We start from the raw sequence: 16,076 nt of genomic DNA, 5'->3' as shown, positions 1-16,076 counted from the left end.
GTATTGGGAGTTTGATGCACCTCCCCATAAATCAAATCGACCCAGGGGATGCTACTGATGCCCCTGAGTTTTTGCTCAAAGCTACTGCAAACATACTTAAACAAAAGGGTGGACGAAACTGGATTCCAGTCATTGTCAAAGACATTGGTAAAGATAGCTATCAAGTTATTGGCAATTCCTTTGTTTATGCTGTAGCAGAAGAAGCAGGGCTAGAAAAAGTCTGGTGCATTATTGCTGACGATAATGATGATACTACTACACTCACTAAAATTCTTGCAGGTGAGGAAAAGCCGAAAATTAATCTTTCCACAGCATCCAGAGATGAAATCATGGCAGCATTGCAATATTTGATTGAACAGCCAAACAGCGATCTAAAGTCAGTTAAACTTGCTGTAGCTACAAATCGAATTGATGAGGCTCCTCGTCAGTATTGGAAAAATTTTGAGCCAATCACAAGCTTGAAATGCGGTATTACCAAAGGCAAAAAACTTGACGCAATTAAGAGTGTATTTTATCTGATTCCCCAATCAATGCCAGATACGATAAACGACGTGACTATTCTCAGAACAATGACTACTGTTGAATTAAAAGCAATAGCTAAAACAAGAGGAATTGCTGGCATAACTAAGATGAAGAAAGATGCTCTAATTGAGGCGCTAAGCTAATGGGCAAGGAAAAAACTTCGGTAATCCAGAACTAGAAAGCATACTATACCGTAAATTGCCCACACTGGAAAATTTTCATACTTTTCCTGATTAAACATTGACACAGATCGAAACCGTGAACTATATTAGAGAAATGGATGCAGCAGACATGATCTAATCATGACATCCCGTTACCCACGAGGGTCGAGGAATTCCGGTAAAGACGTTCTGAATACCAAGATTTATATTTTGGCGAAGGCTCCTTAAGGAGTCTTTGTTATTTTATGGCTTTGGTAATTCCTGATTATTGAATTCAATTCTGAATTGAGTTTTCCCAATTTAATTTCACACATAAATCATTCTTACCTCTACCTAGAGAAGTATCTTTTTTATTGCTAGCTTTCACCTCACAACATCCAGCTTTCCTGCCACGACAATAGCTGACTTATCGATCAAAAATTAACGTTGATTTAAACTTGGATTTAGATAAAACTGGTATACAATTCAATTGTTTGCTTGTGAAATATGGAGTAAACATAAATTATGCACTCCGACAAAGAAACCGGGTTTTCCCCGAATCTGCGGGTTGTAACCAAGTATTTTTGTAAAAAACCCGGTTTCTAGGCCTCCATCAAATTTCAAAACAGAGTTTACCAAACACATCACTCAAACTCAGGATTGAATCGCTTATGATGTTAACAACGACCGAAATCCCCCAATTAAAACCGCTTTCCGACTCAGAACTAGGCAAAATCAACGCTTACTGGCGGGCGGCTAACTACCTTTCCGTCGGACAAATCTATCTCCTCGACAATCCGCTACTCAAAGAACCCCTCAAACTCGAACACGTCAAACCCAGACTCCTCGGACATTGGGGCACCACTCCAGGTCTCAACTTCATCTACGTTCACCTCAACCGCCTCATCAAATCCCAAGACTTAAACGCCATATACATCGCAGGCCCAGGACACGGCGGGCCGGGCTTGGTGGCGAACACCTATCTCGAAGGAACTTATACCGAATATTACTCGAACATTTCCCAAGATGAAGAGGGGATACAACGGCTGTTCAAACAGTTTTCGTTTCCCGGCGGTATCCCCAGCCACGTAGCGCCGGAAACTCCCGGTTCGATTCACGAAGGCGGCGAACTTGGCTACGCCCTTGTCCACGCTTACGGGGCGGCCTTCGATAACCCCGATTTGATTGTGGCTGCGGTTGTCGGGGATGGGGAAGCAGAAACTGGCCCGCTGGCTGCTAGCTGGCATTCTAACAAGTTTCTCAACCCGGTTCGGGATGGGGCCGTGTTGCCGATTTTGCACTTGAATGGCTACAAAATTGCGAATCCTACCGTGTTGGCCCGCATTCCCCGCGAGGAATTGGAGAGTTTGATGGTTGGTTACGGCTACAAACCTTATTGGGTCGAAGGTTCAGACCCGGAAACGATGCACCAGTTGATGGCTGCAACGATGGATACGGCGATCGGCGAAATTAAGTCGATTCAGGAGGAAGCGCGCACGAAGGGCTATTCCGATCGCCCTCAGTGGCCGATGATTGTACTTAAAAGTCCCAAGGGTTGGACTGGGCCGAAGGAGGTTGACGGTAAGCAAACTGAGGGATCGTGGCGATCGCACCAAGTTCCATTAGCAGAAATGGCTTCTAAGCCTGGCCACGTCCAACTCCTGGAAGATTGGATGAAAAGCTACAAGCCCGAAGAACTGTTTGACGATAAGGGTAAACTGATTGCGGAATTGGCGGAACTTGCACCGAAGGGCGATCGACGGATGGGGGCAAATCCGCACGCTAATGGCGGTCTGCTGCTGCGAGACTTGAAAATGCCAGAATTTGCAGACTACGCCGTAGACGTGCAAAAACCGGGGACTGTGATGGCAGAAGCAACCCGCGTTTCCGGCCGCTTTCTGCGGGATGTGATGAAACTCAATCAGGAAAACCAAAATTTCCGCATTGTCGGGCCGGATGAAACTGCTTCAAACCGCCTCGATCCGGTGTTTGAAGCGACTGGCCGCGCGTGGACTGGTAGTATTTTACCGGAGGATGACGAGCACCTGTCTGCCGACGGCCGCGTGATGGAAGTCCTCAGCGAACATCTCTGTCAGGGTTGGCTGGAAGGCTATTTGCTAACAGGAAGACACGGATTTTTCTCCTGTTACGAAGCGTTTATTCACATCATTGACTCGATGTTCAACCAACACGCTAAATGGTTGAAAACTACTCGCGAGATTCCTTGGCGGAGACCGATCGCATCTCTCAACTACCTGCTAACTTCTCACGTTTGGCGGCAAGACCACAACGGTTTTTCGCACCAAGATCCGGGTTTTATCGACCACGTAATTAACAAGAAATCGGAGGTGGTGCGGATTTATTTGCCGCCCGATGCGAACACTTTGCTGTCAGTAACTGACCACTGTCTCCGTAGTCGCAATTATGTCAACGTGATTATTGCTGGGAAGCAGCCAGCTTTGCAATATTTGGACATGGATGCTGCGATTAAACACTGTACGGCGGGCCTCGGGATTTGGGAGTGGGCTAGCAATGATAAAGGTGGCGAACCGGATGTGGTAATGGCTTGTGCGGGTGATGTTCCAACCCTGGAAACTTTGGCGGCTGTTGACATTCTGCGCCGAGATTATCCTGAGTTAAAAGTGCGGGTGGTGAATGTGGTGGATTTGATGACGCTTCAGCCTTCGACAGAACATCCTCACGGTTTGTCTGACAAGGATTTTGATGCTTTGTTTACGAAGGATAAGCCTGTAATTTTTGCTTTTCACGGCTATCCTTGGCTGATTCACCGGTTGACTTATCGCCGGACGAATCACCCGAATATTCATGTTCGCGGTTACAAGGAGGAGGGCACGACTACTACGCCGTTTGATATGGTGGTGATCAACGATCTCGATCGCTTCCACTTAGTTGGTGATGTAATCGATCGCGTTCCAAAACTGAGTTATGCTGCGGCTTATGGGAAACAGGCGCTGCGGGATAAGCTGATTGAGCACAGGCTGTATATCACTAAACACGGTGATGATATGCCGGAAATCCGCGACTGGAAGTGGCCGCACGGTGGCGCTGTTTCGTCGGAAAAGCCGAAGGAAACTAAGGATCCGACGGTGACTGGAGATCAAGGTGTGCGATCGGGTGCACCGGGTTAGGCGCGGCTTCTCTTTATCTGCGTGAATCCGCGTTAATCTATTGTCATCTGCGGTTGCAAAATTCTCTTTTTTTAACCGCAGATACAGGCAGATGAACACAGATTAACGCAGATGAGTTAGATTAATTCAAAAGGATAAGTAATGCTGAAAGAAATAGAAATCCAAAATTTTAGGTGTTTTGAGCAAATCAAAATTTCTGGGTTTGAAAGAGTCAATTTAATCGGTGGTAAAAATAATGCTGGCAAGACAGCCTTGCTAGAAGCACTTGTTCTCTATATTGCTCCCGAAGCTGGTAGTTTGGAAATATTAAGAGAACTTAGAAGGGACTCCTCAGAAGCCTTAAAGGCTATGCCTAATAGAGCTTGGGATAACTTATTTTATGCACTAAAAAAAGAAGAAACAATAGTAATTCTTGGAAAAGACGAAAATCATAAAATAGATAAATTAGAAATATCGATAAAATCGCTAAATAAAATTATTAGCACAAGTATTATTACAGCTCCTAATCTGTTCAATCGTTTAGATATAGAAATAAGAGAAATAATAAATTCTTTACCTAATAAAAGATTTGGTGTATCGGTAATAACTATTCGGTCAATAAGAAACGAAAATCCACTTGTTATGTCTTTTTTAATATCCAGTTCGAGTGGTTTAATAACTATTGGTAATATTTCTATTACGCATGAATCACCAATCATTGCCTCCTTTATGAGGATTTCGGGAAGAGAACTCACAGAAGCATATGATAACGCTCGTTTGAATGAAAAAGATAGCGAAGTTTTGAAAGCTTTTCAAATTATCGACCCTGCAATCGAATCAGTAGAGAGTTTTTATATTGGGGAACCAACGCTATACTTGAGAAGAAAAGGCGAAAAGCGTTTGCCTCTATCATTGTTTGGAGATGCCATGAACCGAGTTGCAGACATTATTCTTAAACTGGTAAACAGCGAACATAAAATATTGCTCATTGATGAAATAGAGAATGGCATACACTATACGAACCAGCGAGATTTTTGGAGAATGTTGTTTCGATTAGCGGTTGAACTGGATACCCAGATTTTTGCGACAACTCACAGTTTAGAGATGCTTCAAGCATTTGCTGATGTTGGCTTGGAACCTAATCAAGAATGCAGCAGCGCCTATTTTGAACTAGCAAGGAAACTCAAAACAAATCAAATAATCGGAAGTCGGCTCGATTTGGAAACTTTGAATTACGCACTAGAGCATAAAGAAGGAGTGAGAGGTGAGTAATATTGTCATAGTAGAAAGTAAAAATGATAAAATTTTCATGCAGGCAATGGTTGAAAAACTAAACTGCGATATCCAGGTAGCATCACCTATTTATATAGATGATTATCAAAGTTTGGAAGGCTTGAGCGAAACAGAGTTAATCAAAGCTTTAAAAAATTTAGAAAGAAAGATTGACAGAAAAGATATCGAAAAGATTGGAATTATTATTGATATTGATAATTTTTCAGAGCAAGAACGGCTGAAATTCGTAGATAAATGTATAAAACCAGTGTTTGAAGCTGAAAGCTTGTCAAGCACTAAACAATTTATCGATATTTGTACAAAACTTGGCACAAATGCAAAATTGGCTTGTTACTTTACAAATGTTGGAGGTAGAGGGGAACTGGAAACGCTTTTAAAGGCAATAAAAGCTAAAGATTCGACCTATGCTGATTGTTTGGATAGCTGGAAAACTTGCCTAGAAAACCAGGGAAAGAAAATCAACCAGAAAGAGTTTGATAAATTCTGGGTTAGCAACTATATTAGATTTGATACTTGCTCAAAGCAGGAACAGAAACAAGCAGGAGGGAAATGCAGTATGTCTAAGTTTGATTATGTTATGGAACACAAAAAAGATATTTGGGATTGGGATAATTCTGCTCTTGATGATTTGAAAGATTTTTTTAGGCTTTTTTGTTAAAATGAGAAAACAAATGAAATCGGCGGTTGAAATAATCGGCGGTTGAAACCGCTACTACACGAACGAAGTCCGCCTACGCGGACTGAAGAACAAACCTAGGAATTTATGAGCTTAAAAATCTACTTTCTGCGCCACGGTGAAACAGTTTACAGCAAAAGTGGCGGTTTCTGCGGCGACCTCGATCCAGAATTGACAGCCGAAGGTTCTATGATGGCCGAACAATTTGGCGCAACTTACGCAAAATTGCCTTGGGATGCTGTTTATGTCAGCCCGATGAAGCGCACGATCGCAACTGCAACACCTTTGTGCGATGCTGTGGGGATTGAAATGCAGCTTCGCGACGGACTTAAGGAAATTAAGTACGGCAAGTGGGAAGGCGAAACGGTTGAATATGTTCGCGAAAAATATGCTGAAGATTACATGAATTGGTTGACGGAACCGGCTTGGAATGCACCGACTGAGGGGGAAACTTCTGTGCAGATTTCTAGTAGAGCTTCCTTAGTTATTGCAGAAATTCAGGAAAAATACAAGAGCGGAAATGTTTTGGTGGTTTCCCACAAGGCGACTATTCGGATTATTCTGTGCGGTTTGTTGGGGATTGATTTGGGAAGTTATCGCAATCGCATTGCTGCTTTAGCCGCTTCTATTAGTATAGTTAAGTTTGATGTGCGCGGGCCGATGCTGGAGGTTTTGGGCGATCGATCGCACTTGGATGAAAACCTCCGCAATTTACCCGGTACTTAGAAAAGGTGTGCAGTCCCCACCTAGATTCTAAATCGCGCCAATGTAAGACAATCCTAAAATCGTACCTGCGCCCAAAATATGACCAAAGCAGGTGGTTCCCAAGACTGCACCCAAACCAAAACCGCCGAACATATTCGCTGAAGGCATTGCCCCACCTGTGCTCTGATGCTGGATTGTTAATTTGCCGAAAGCAATGGCTAGAATATTGCAGACAATCATAATCAGCCCAATGGTGGGGCTCCATTCTACGGTACGAGGGGCAACGGTTAATAAAATTGTTGTCAACATGGCGATCGGCTCCTTAAACTTTAATCAATGAAAATCTGATGACGAAGATATATCAAATAACCGTAACGCTTGACTACAGATTGCATTAATACTTAACATTTTGATAAATTCCTTAATAAAGTCGTCATTAGTGAATAGCTAACAATCAATACGGGTAGCCAGAAACCGCGTTTTTGAGCAAAATACACAGGTTCCAACCAGCAGAAAAGGTAAAAACGCGGTTTCTGAAGTTGAAGTGAGTAAGTCCTAAATTACCAATTCCCAATTACCAATTACCAATTACCTGTTTGCCCAATGCCCAATGCCCAATGCCCAATGCCCAATGCCCAATGCCCAATGCCCAATTACCATGAAAATCTTAGTTTTAAATGCAGGTTCTAGCAGTCAAAAAAGCTGCTTTTACGAACTAAATGACACGCTTCCCGATCGCCCGCCACAACCTCTATGGGAAGCAAAAATAGACTGGACTCACCGCGAAGGTGCGGGGGAGTTGCAAGTCAGAACTGCTGCTGGCCATAGATTTGAGGAAGAAATTGCCTCGGATTCTCGCGCTGGGGCGATCGCTCGAATGCTAGAGACTCTGTGGCAGGGTGAAACTCAAGTTATTAACAGTTTAAGCGAGATTGATATTGTCGGTCATCGCGTGGTTCACGGCGGGGAAAACTATCAGCAAAGTACGCTGATTTCGCCGGAAGTCAAACAGGAAATTGCCCGTTTATCTGAGTTTGCTCCCGTCCACAATCCGATTAACTTGGAAGGTATCGAAGCCGTTGAAAAAATCCTCAAAAATGTGCCGCAAGTCGCAGTTTTTGATACAGCTTTTCACTCACAGTTACCGCCCGCAGCTTTTGTGTATCCGGGCCCCTACGAATGGCTGGAAGAGGGGATTCGCCGCTACGGTTTCCACGGCATTAGCCATCAATATTGCGCTCGCAGGGCTGCCGAAATTCTGAACCGCGATTCTGCCGATTTGCGGCTGATTAGCTGTCATTTGGGCAACGGATGCTCTCTGGCGGCGGTTCGCGACGGCCTGAGTGTTGACACTACGATGGGTTTTACTCCTTTGGATGGTTTGATGATGGGGAGTCGATCGGGCTCGATCGATCCTGGTATCATAATTCATCTGTTAAGGCGATCGCACTTTACTGCTGAGGAACTCGATAATATTCTCAATCGAAATTCTGGTTTGAAGGGGATTTCTGGGGTTTCTAGCGATATGCGGCTGGTTGCGGAGGCGATCGCAAATGGCAATTCTCGGGCTCAACTTGCATTGGATATTTACATCCACCGTTTGCGCGCCGGAATTGGGGCGATGTTGGCGAATTTGGGAGGGTTGGATGCTTTGATTTTTACGGCTGGTGTTGGGGAAAATTCGGCTGCTGTCAGGGCTGCTGTGTGCGAGGTTTTTGGGTTTATTGGGTTAAGGTTGGATGGGGAGAAGAATTTGAATTGGCCGGTTGATGATGATGTTGCGGCGGTTGATTCTGCGGTGCGGGTTTTGGTGATTCATACTCAGGAAGATTGGGAGATTGCGCGGGAATGTTGGGATATTTCTCGTAGATAATTCGGGTTTTTTTCGGCGGGTTTTTTCGGCGGTTGAGACGGCGGTTGAAACCGCGTCTACACATACGAAACCCGCCTCCGCGGGTTGAAGAGTGCGGGGTTTTTTCGGCGGTTGAGACGGCGGTTGAAACCGCGTCTACACATACGAAACCCGCCTCCGCGGGTTGAAGAGTGCGGAGTTTTGTGCCGAGTTTTGTGCATTTAGACTAGACTATGTACGTAGATTGACAAGCCCCATCGCCCTTCCAGCATCCACGACAACGAATATGAACGTCAACAATAAGCTCCAGACTATTTTAACTCAGTTGCGATCGCACTTCGAGCAACTCTACGGCGATCGGCTCACCCAAATGGTACTCTACGGTTCCCAAGCGCGGGGCGACGCAGATCCCGACTCAGATATTGATGTTTTGGTAGTTCTCAAAGGACAAGTCAATCCCGGCGAAGAAATCAAAAGAATTAGCCATATTCGGGCTGACTTGTCTCTCCAAAATGATGAAGTGATTAGCTGTTTGTTTATGGATGAAAATCGGTTTTTGCACTACAACGGGCCTTTGTTGAGGAACATTCGTAAAGAGGGAATAGTTTTATGAAACCCGAACAATTTGTCGAATTAGCTCAAAATCTGATTCGATCCCTACTGAATTGCCCCAGAGAATTCGGCGATTGCGATCGCATCTATACAAACGAAGTTCCCGCAACGCGAGACTGAGAAATTATGCGGATATTATAAGTCGGACTCAGTATTGTGCTACATCCGGCTAAATAATAATACCCTCGCCGCGCAATCCCCGCCACCAGATATGGACGAACAACGAATCCAAGCTTATCTCAATTTGATTCAATCGCTAGTGAATTGCCCCAGCGGGGAAAGAAACCAAATTTTGCAGGCAAACCCCGAGTTAGTTGATGCGGGGTTGGTGCAGGTAACGCAATGGCTGGCAGAAATTAAACGCGAGGAAGGCAATGAGAATGAAGCAGATTTTTTAATGAATTGGGCAAGCTATCTCATATTAAAATTGCCCTCTTTTAATGATCAGTTAGAATTTTTGAAGCAAGTATTGCAGGTAACGGCAGAAAGTACGGCAAAAAGTACGGCAGAAAGTGGCGACTATCGTAATGTAATCTATCCCCTGCTGCGGGATAATCTCAACTTAATTAATGATAATTTTGCTGTAGTTTTCCGAAATTGGGCGAAGCAAACTTTGCAAAACTTAGATAGGAAACAAGACTGCATTTTTATAATATTACTTGTTGTCCAGTTTAGTAATGCAATCTGGCAATTTTCCTTAAACAGAGAGAGTAATTTGGAAATTGCCATTGCAGGTTATGAAGTTGCCCTGACTGTTTTTAACCGTCAAGAATATACAGAGGATTGGGCAATGACTCAATATAATTTGGCGGTTGCCTATTTTGACAGAATTAGAGGGGAAAAAGTCGATAATCTTGAAAGGGCGATCGAGTTTTCTCAAGCAGCTTTAGAAGTTAGCACCCGTGAGGCATTTCCCAGCGAATGGGCAGGTATTCAAAATATTTTGTCGAATGTCTACAGCAACAGAATCAGAGGCGAAAAAGCTGAGAATCTCGAACTGGCGATCGCCACTTCAGAAGCAGCTTTGTCCGTTTATACCCGCGAGGCATTTCTGTTTGAATGGGCAATGAGTAAAAATAATTTGGGGCTTGCCTACTGTAGTAGAATCAGAGGCGAAAAAGCTGAGAATCTCGAAATGGCGATCGCCGCTTCACAAGCAGCTTTGTCCGTTTACACCCGCGAGGCATTTCCGTTTGAATGGGCAACCAGTAAAAATAATTTGGGGCTTGCCTACAGCAAAAGAATCAGAGGCGAAAAAGCTGAGAATCTCGAACTGGCTATCGCTGCTTTTGACGAATTATTAGAAGTTTATACCTCTGAGGAATTTCCATTTGATTGGGCAAGGACTCAAAATAATTTGGGGGCTGCCTACAGCGACAGAATCCGAGGCCAAAAAGCCGATAATCTCGAACTCACGATCGCCGCTTATCAAGCATCATTATCAGTTTATACCCGTGAGGCATTTCCCTTTGAATGGGCCCGGAGTCAAAATAATTTGGGGCTTGCCTACCGCAACAGAATTCGAGGTGAAAAAGCCGATAATCTCGAAATCGCAATCGTTGCTTCTCAAGCATCATTATCAGTTTACACCCGCGAGGCATTTCCTATAGATAATATTGTAAGCCTATCTAATCTCGGACTTGCTTACTGGGATAATTCCCAACTACCAGAAGCTTACAATACCTTTAAATCCGCCATTAATACAGTAGAATTAATGCGGAGTGAAATTATTATCGGTGGCGAAGCAGACAGACAGAAATTAGCCGAAGAATGGGATATGCTTTATCATAATATGGTAGCAGTTTGCCTGGAAATGGAAAACAACACTGTCGCCCTAGAATACCTCGAACGCAGCAAAACCAGAAACCTAGTAGAATTGTTTCACAAGGCCCGCAGCCTCCCGGAAAATGTGCAGCAGATTAGTTTTCAGGAAATTCGCAGTCTGTTAGGTGAAGATGAGGCAATTTTGGAATGGTACATCACCTCTAACGGTTTTAAAGTTTTCATTATTACCCGCGACTCCACCCAACCTGATGTCTGGCAATCTTCCGATACAGACTCAGAAGCATTAGTGGAGTTTATGAATGAATATATCGGTGACTATATCAATCAACCTGAAAACTGGAGAAATCAGCTAAAAACCCGCCTGGAAAAATTAGCTAAAATCTTGCATTTCGATGAAATAATCTCTCGCCTCCCAGAAAAATGCCAAAAATTAATATTAGTTCCCTTCCGATATTTGCACTTGTTACCGCTTCACGCATTAACCAGCCGAAGACTAAGACAAAATATAGAAGAAACTGGATGTCTCCTCGATCTTTTCCCTGGCGGCGTGAGATATACTCCCAGTTGTCAGCTATTACAATTATCTCAGCGGGTAAATCCGACTGGGGAAGAGTCATCACCCACAAGATTGTTTGCCATTCAAAACCCGACAGAAGATTTAGACTTCACCGACATCGAAGTTGAAGCAATTGCCAAATCCTTTAATCCAGCGGAAGTTTTGATTCGGGAAAAGGCAAGTAAGACAGGATTGCAGCAACAGCTTGAAGCGTTGCAAAATGCCGAGATCGCCCACTTTTCCTGTCACGGCTTTTTCGACTTTAACAATCCTCGGAAATCAGCTTTAATCTTAGCTGGTGCGAAAAATGCCACCGATAACGTGGACTCCGAGAACAAAAGTTATATTCGTTCCCCTCAAGACAAATTGTGGGATATTGAAAAATGTCTGACGCTGGAAGAAATCTTTGATTTGCCCCTGAGTAAGTGCAGTTTAGTGACGCTTTCCGCCTGCGAAACTGGGTTAACGGATATTAGAGATAGCACAGATGAGTATATCGGATTGCCTAGCGGTTTTTTGTACGCCGGAACCACGAATGTGATTAGCACTTTGTGGGCTGTCAATGATGTATCTACGGCGATTTTGATGATTAAGTTTTATGAGATTTTCTTGTCTAAAACTCGCCCGCCTGTGGCTGTTGCTTTGCGGGAGTCTCAGTTGTGGCTGCGGAGTTTGACTGTTAAAAGTTTGCTAGAATGGGTGGAAGCGTCGCAGTTGCTGAGTCGCGAACACAAACAGAAAATTCAAGGCAAATACAGGCGCGGTTACAAACAGGATTATCAACCTTATGAGTCTCCCGTATACTGGGCGGCTTTCTGTGCAGTTGGGCAATAATATAAACTGTCTTTTCATGGGGTGGGGGCGGGTTTATTAGTTGGTTGGTTTTGAGTCATAAATTTCTGCGAACCCGCCCCTACAAAATTGTTGAAATTGGGAATTTAATCTTGTATGAAACAGATATAATTGCTGTAGGGGCGGGTTCGCGACTATCTGTGAAACCACACCGTAAATCCCAAAAACCCGCCCCGGCTAACTACAATACAATCAAAGGAGAAATTGGCAATGACAGATGAAGAATTTATTTCTGGTTTCCTAGCAGTCTTTGAAACTAAACCCGAAGTATTTGAACAAGTCGGGGCGGTTGAGGATTTAGCAAATCTCAGCAATACAATATCCCAGATGGCTGATAAATCGAACAACGAAGTAGCTGATGCCATTGGCGATTGGTGTGCAAACTATCCTAAAATAACAGATGAAATCAATAAATTTGAGAGAAAACCAGAACCGCAACCCACCAAAAAAGAAGAGCAAGAACCAAGGCTATTAAACCGCTATCCAGAGTTACCCGAAAACCTCAAAAAACGCCTTCCCAATTCACAGCCCCCGCGCCAATAATATGAGCGACAAAATTTCTGCCCCCAATGTTTATCTATACGCTTTCCAACTGCACGATGACAGTCAGGGCCGCCATAATCCTCTCTGGAAACACTGCGACAACATCCTCGCCAACTTCACCGATAAAAAGCTGACACCAAATCTAGTTTTTCCGCCAAATTCTCACAGCTACCGCGAGGATTTACTGCCAAATGTCGCACTAAAATTCAACAGCAATCAACCCATAGAAGGTTTTGCCCAACCGCTACAAATTCAAGACAGCTATGCTTTATGCTTAAATATAGGTTGCCCGGAAGACGGCACCGCTAATAATTTAGGTGTCGATTTCATCCAGAAATTCAACCCCAATCGAGTCTTACTTATCAACGGCGACGACAACTTTTTAGGTCAAACTCTCCTAATTACCACCGGGCTTCCCGAAAACTCTTCAGATAATTTAGATTCCCTCAAACCCCTCGCCGATGAATGTCGCAATGCTTTATTCCAAGGCGACTCGCCACCTGTATTTTATCGTTCAGGTAAATTATTTGGTAGTCCGATTTTTGAATACGGTTCAATTGCCGATATAGCAAATTACCGCCATTTGCTTGTCTGGCTGCTGGCTGACAAACAAACCGACAAGGATTTTAACACTTGCCAAGAAGAAATATTTGACCTACTATTTTACCGCAACAAAATCATCAAAGTTTTTCAAGACAGCCGCCTGATTTACCGCGAACTCGATCGCGAATACCGCATTATTGAGAAAAATGTGGAGATATTGCAGGCTCAATTTTCCAGAGGAACCGTCTTAACTGCCGCCCAATTGCAGGAATTTCAGGAACAGCTAAAGCAACTCTTCAGTAAAGCTGTAACTTATACTTGTCTGCTGCGGAAACTCGAAGATTATGACAATACAATCGTCCTAAATCTTAACAATTACATTGACATTTTGCAAACAATTTGTGATATACTAGGAATCGATAAGGAAGAACTATCTATATTAAATCACTTCAGTAGAAAAAGTGCTCTTTATATGCGATCGCAAATAGCCGGAGACTTAGGATATTTCCGCCACGGGACAAACTTAATCGACCAGGCGATCGCCTCAATCCGCGGCATAGTAGAAATAGAACAAGCCAGGAGCGATCGCACCAATCAACTCGCACTCCGCAACAGCGAGGACAAAGAGAAAGATCGGGACGATCGCCTAGAGAGCACAGTACAGGCGATCGGCGTAGGTTTAGCAGCCGGAGGCATCGCCGCATCCAGCGGTACAGACAAACTCTTCGAGACAGTGCAAAACCATCACATCCCAGTTGTAATGCACCTGCATCCCTTTGCATTCTCCTTTTTGTTGAGTTGCGCGATCGCCCTTTTCGCAGCCGGCATCACCTGGTGGCGCACCAAACCGAAAAAATAGGTCAAAAGGGCGATCGACCTTTCCCAAAAAATCATCGATCTCAAATCCGCTTAGATCCGAATGATAGCGCAGTGCGATCGACAATAAGCGCGATCGACAACAAGCGCGATCGTCCCACCCAACACTCCCACCTCTTGCTGGCGAACATACCTACCAGCGAAAACTTTCATAACTATTAAGAAATATCACATTTATCGCCAGTTTTTAGACAGGTGACTTATAGTTTATTTTTCACCTAATTAAAACTATAATTATGAATTTAACAAATTCTCGTTATCAGAAATTAGCGCCATATTTAATATTTCTATTTATAGTCACTGTCTTTTTTGCGATCGCCTCAGTATTTCCTTACCAAATAGAGTTCGATCCAATCCCTCAAATCAAAGGAATCAACCAGTGGTTGAGCGGAGGATCTAGTTTGATCAACTCAGTTGTCACAGTAAATCAAAAAGATATCTCTCAAGATATACAAACCTGGATAGTCTGGCACGCTCCCGGCGTCACCTTCGCATTTTTACCTTTAATCGCCCTCGGATTGCCTTTAGGAATCGCAGTCAGAACAACCGCATACTTTTTGTTTGTTTCAGGCGGTCTGGGGTGGATAAAGGTAATAGATACTCTCACCTCTGACCAGAAAATCAAAATAATTATAGCTGTCCTGTTATCTATCTATTATATAGAAATTGGCTCATTATTGGTTTGTACAGCAGGAGATGTGATTCCTTGGGCAGTCATGCCTTGGGTATTACTGTACGCAATGTATCTGTGCTCAATTTTAGACTCAGGGAATAAATTTGATAGTCGCTTTCTAGTTCATGCAGCTCTACTAGGTCTACTTTTAGGAGGAATTTACTGGTTAAAATACTCTGCTTTTTTAGTTTCTCTAGGAATGCTCGCCTATCTAGCTGTATTTTTATGGTTTTTCAGCAAACAATATACCTTAAAAAACCGTTTTATCCTGTTAGCAGTTTGTACGGTATTCACCCTTTTGCCAGTAATTGGTCTGAGCGCTATTCACCATGCACTTTCTGGAGTCAATAGTGCTATAGACCAATTTGAAGCTGCTATTCCTGTGGCATCGCCTTCTACAAGAGGAATGCGTTTTTTATTGAGTTTAATAGGAGCTCCAGGTTTAGGTCTATTCAATTCAGAAATTTTTACTCAAGGTAGGCTGTTGACGTTTACAAGCACTATTCTTAAACAGTTATTTACCTTAGATATTTCACGGAAAGCAGAAACTTTTAAAATATTTGTAGGTCTGGCAGGAACCTTAGCAGCTTTTTGGTTTGTTGCAGAGTCTGCTCGCAAAAATATATACAATAAAAAACTTATTATTCTTTGGGGCTGCATTACAACGATTCCTTTTATATTCATTGCATATATATCTTATAAAACTGGAATAAATCTATTAATGGCAGGCATCGGTCGTTACAGCAATCCTTTCTTTATACTTACTGTCTTCTTTGTGATTTCTTACTACATTTACTGGATTTCAAATCATGAAAAATCTATACTGTCAAAAATTGTATTGTCTGTTGTATTGGTATTCTTTGTATTGCTGCCCCCGCTCAATTATATAGTTGATTGGGCTGAGGCTATAATTTTGCGGAAAAATTACGCAACAACAGAGAATTTTCTCTATGTCGATATCTTGTCAAAAAAGAATGTTAAATCGGTAGTTACTCAGATAAAATCTGCCGTTAAATCACCTAAAGATGTTGTCGTTTTAACTAAAGATACCGATGAATTGCGTTTTGGTTCGTGGCTGGAAATGAGACACAGAATCCTCTCACTCCCAATAGTTGACGGTGAAGAAGCTAAGAGTAAAATTACAACAGCGCAAGATTTGAGAGTCATACTTGTTGTCTCCAATGCTTTGGATAAAAATGAAAATCAACTGGCGCTAGTCAAGCAGAGATTTGCCCAATCAACTGGATGGACTCGGCTACCCGAAAATCCAGATGCTGAGGTTTCTATTTGGTTTTCAGATTTGAAGGCTTGACTACCGAT

14 protein-coding genes are annotated in these 16,076 nt (G+C 43.2%); 13 read left to right on the top strand and 1 reads right to left on the bottom strand.

Annotation, left to right across the window (positions count from 1 at the left end):
* Positions 1-14: 14 nt before the first annotated feature.
* From JGK11_RS00595 to JGK11_RS00575, 5 genes are all read left to right on the top strand, one after another.
* Positions 15-665, top strand: coding sequence for a Rho termination factor N-terminal domain-containing protein (locus JGK11_RS00595; protein ID WP_293210350.1), 651 nt, complete (start codon positions 15-17; stop codon positions 663-665).
* 668 nt (positions 666-1,333) lie between these two features.
* A complete protein-coding gene (locus JGK11_RS00590) occupies positions 1,334-3,811 on the top strand; it encodes a phosphoketolase family protein (RefSeq protein ID WP_293210205.1) in 2,478 nt (825 codons plus the stop codon).
* 141 nt (positions 3,812-3,952) lie between these two features.
* Positions 3,953-5,062: an ATP-binding protein gene (locus JGK11_RS00585; protein ID WP_293210203.1), complete on the top strand. Its 1,110-nt coding sequence runs from the start codon at positions 3,953-3,955 to the stop codon at positions 5,060-5,062.
* Complete coding sequence (locus tag JGK11_RS00580; protein ID WP_293185256.1) at positions 5,055-5,741, top strand: DUF3226 domain-containing protein; 687 nt, start codon at positions 5,055-5,057, stop codon at positions 5,739-5,741. Before JGK11_RS00585 ends, JGK11_RS00580 begins: the two co-directional genes overlap by 8 nt.
* A 105-nt stretch (positions 5,742-5,846) precedes the next feature.
* Positions 5,847-6,485, top strand: coding sequence for a histidine phosphatase family protein (locus tag JGK11_RS00575; protein ID WP_293185257.1), 639 nt, complete (start codon positions 5,847-5,849; stop codon positions 6,483-6,485).
* A gap of 27 nt (positions 6,486-6,512) precedes the next feature.
* Here JGK11_RS00575 and psaK read toward each other — a convergent pair whose 3' ends face one another.
* Positions 6,513-6,773, bottom strand: a complete 261-nt coding sequence (gene psaK, locus JGK11_RS00570; protein ID WP_293185258.1) for a photosystem I reaction center subunit PsaK — start codon at positions 6,771-6,773, stop codon at positions 6,513-6,515.
* 349 nt (positions 6,774-7,122) lie between these two features.
* Here psaK and JGK11_RS00565 point away from each other — a divergent pair, with 349 nt between their 5' ends.
* From JGK11_RS00565 to JGK11_RS00530, 8 genes are all read left to right on the top strand, one after another.
* Positions 7,123-8,337 carry an acetate kinase gene (locus JGK11_RS00565; protein ID WP_293210348.1) on the top strand — a complete coding sequence of 405 codons (1,215 nt, stop codon included), beginning with the start codon at positions 7,123-7,125 and terminating at the stop codon, positions 8,335-8,337.
* Positions 8,338-8,602: 265 nt separating this feature from the next.
* Positions 8,603-8,929, top strand: coding sequence for a nucleotidyltransferase domain-containing protein (locus JGK11_RS00560; RefSeq protein WP_293185260.1), 327 nt, complete (start codon positions 8,603-8,605; stop codon positions 8,927-8,929).
* Positions 8,926-9,048 carry a hypothetical protein gene (locus JGK11_RS00555; protein ID WP_293185262.1) on the top strand — a complete coding sequence of 41 codons (123 nt, stop codon included), beginning with the start codon at positions 8,926-8,928 and terminating at the stop codon, positions 9,046-9,048. The genes JGK11_RS00560 and JGK11_RS00555 overlap by 4 nt, the downstream gene beginning before the upstream one ends.
* Before the next feature lie 91 nt (positions 9,049-9,139).
* Entirely contained in the window at positions 9,140-12,103 is a 2,964-nt protein-coding gene (locus JGK11_RS00550) for a CHAT domain-containing protein (RefSeq protein WP_293185263.1), read from the top strand.
* A 228-nt stretch (positions 12,104-12,331) separates the two neighbouring features.
* Positions 12,332-12,664, top strand: a complete 333-nt coding sequence (locus JGK11_RS00545) for a hypothetical protein (RefSeq protein ID WP_293185264.1) — start codon at positions 12,332-12,334, stop codon at positions 12,662-12,664.
* Position 12,665: 1 nt separating this feature from the next.
* Positions 12,666-14,066 carry a hypothetical protein gene (locus tag JGK11_RS00540; RefSeq protein WP_293185265.1) on the top strand — a complete coding sequence of 467 codons (1,401 nt, stop codon included), beginning with the start codon at positions 12,666-12,668 and terminating at the stop codon, positions 14,064-14,066.
* Positions 14,042-14,245 (top strand): hypothetical protein, encoded by a 204-nt coding sequence (locus JGK11_RS00535; protein ID WP_293210200.1) that lies wholly within the window; start codon positions 14,042-14,044, stop codon positions 14,243-14,245. The genes JGK11_RS00540 and JGK11_RS00535 overlap by 25 nt, the downstream gene beginning before the upstream one ends.
* Positions 14,246-14,319: 74 nt before the next feature.
* Entirely contained in the window at positions 14,320-16,068 is a 1,749-nt protein-coding gene (locus JGK11_RS00530) for a hypothetical protein (RefSeq protein WP_293185267.1), read from the top strand.
* The last annotated feature ends 8 nt before the right edge of the window (positions 16,069-16,076 follow it).

Origin of the sequence: Microcoleus sp. PH2017_34_RAT_O_A (genome assembly GCF_020737885.1) — a bacterium.
Lineage (GTDB): Bacteria > Cyanobacteriota > Cyanobacteriia > Cyanobacteriales > Microcoleaceae > Microcoleus.
This window is presented reverse-complemented; position numbering and strand designations above follow the sequence as displayed.

What these genes read in the sequence shown, in the direction of transcription:
- JGK11_RS00595 (WP_293210350.1), top strand. Translation starts at nt 15, where the DNA reads ATGCACCTCCCCATAAATCAAATCGACCCAGGGGATGCTACTGATGCC.
- JGK11_RS00590 (WP_293210205.1), top strand. Translation starts at nt 1,334, where the DNA reads ATGATGTTAACAACGACCGAAATCCCCCAATTAAAACCGCTTTCCGAC.
- JGK11_RS00585 (WP_293210203.1), top strand. Translation starts at nt 3,953, where the DNA reads ATGCTGAAAGAAATAGAAATCCAAAATTTTAGGTGTTTTGAGCAAATC.
- JGK11_RS00575 (WP_293185257.1), top strand. Translation starts at nt 5,847, where the DNA reads ATGAGCTTAAAAATCTACTTTCTGCGCCACGGTGAAACAGTTTACAGC.
- JGK11_RS00565 (WP_293210348.1), top strand. Translation starts at nt 7,123, where the DNA reads ATGAAAATCTTAGTTTTAAATGCAGGTTCTAGCAGTCAAAAAAGCTGC.
- JGK11_RS00555 (WP_293185262.1), top strand. Translation starts at nt 8,926, where the DNA reads ATGAAACCCGAACAATTTGTCGAATTAGCTCAAAATCTGATTCGATCC.
- JGK11_RS00560 (WP_293185260.1), top strand. Translation starts at nt 8,603, where the DNA reads ATGAACGTCAACAATAAGCTCCAGACTATTTTAACTCAGTTGCGATCG.
- JGK11_RS00545 (WP_293185264.1), top strand. Translation starts at nt 12,332, where the DNA reads ATGACAGATGAAGAATTTATTTCTGGTTTCCTAGCAGTCTTTGAAACT.
- JGK11_RS00550 (WP_293185263.1), top strand. Translation starts at nt 9,140, where the DNA reads ATGGACGAACAACGAATCCAAGCTTATCTCAATTTGATTCAATCGCTA.
- JGK11_RS00530 (WP_293185267.1), top strand. Translation starts at nt 14,320, where the DNA reads ATGAATTTAACAAATTCTCGTTATCAGAAATTAGCGCCATATTTAATA.
- JGK11_RS00540 (WP_293185265.1), top strand. Translation starts at nt 12,666, where the DNA reads ATGAGCGACAAAATTTCTGCCCCCAATGTTTATCTATACGCTTTCCAA.
- psaK (WP_293185258.1), bottom strand. Translation starts at nt 6,773, where the DNA reads ATGTTGACAACAATTTTATTAACCGTTGCCCCTCGTACCGTAGAATGG.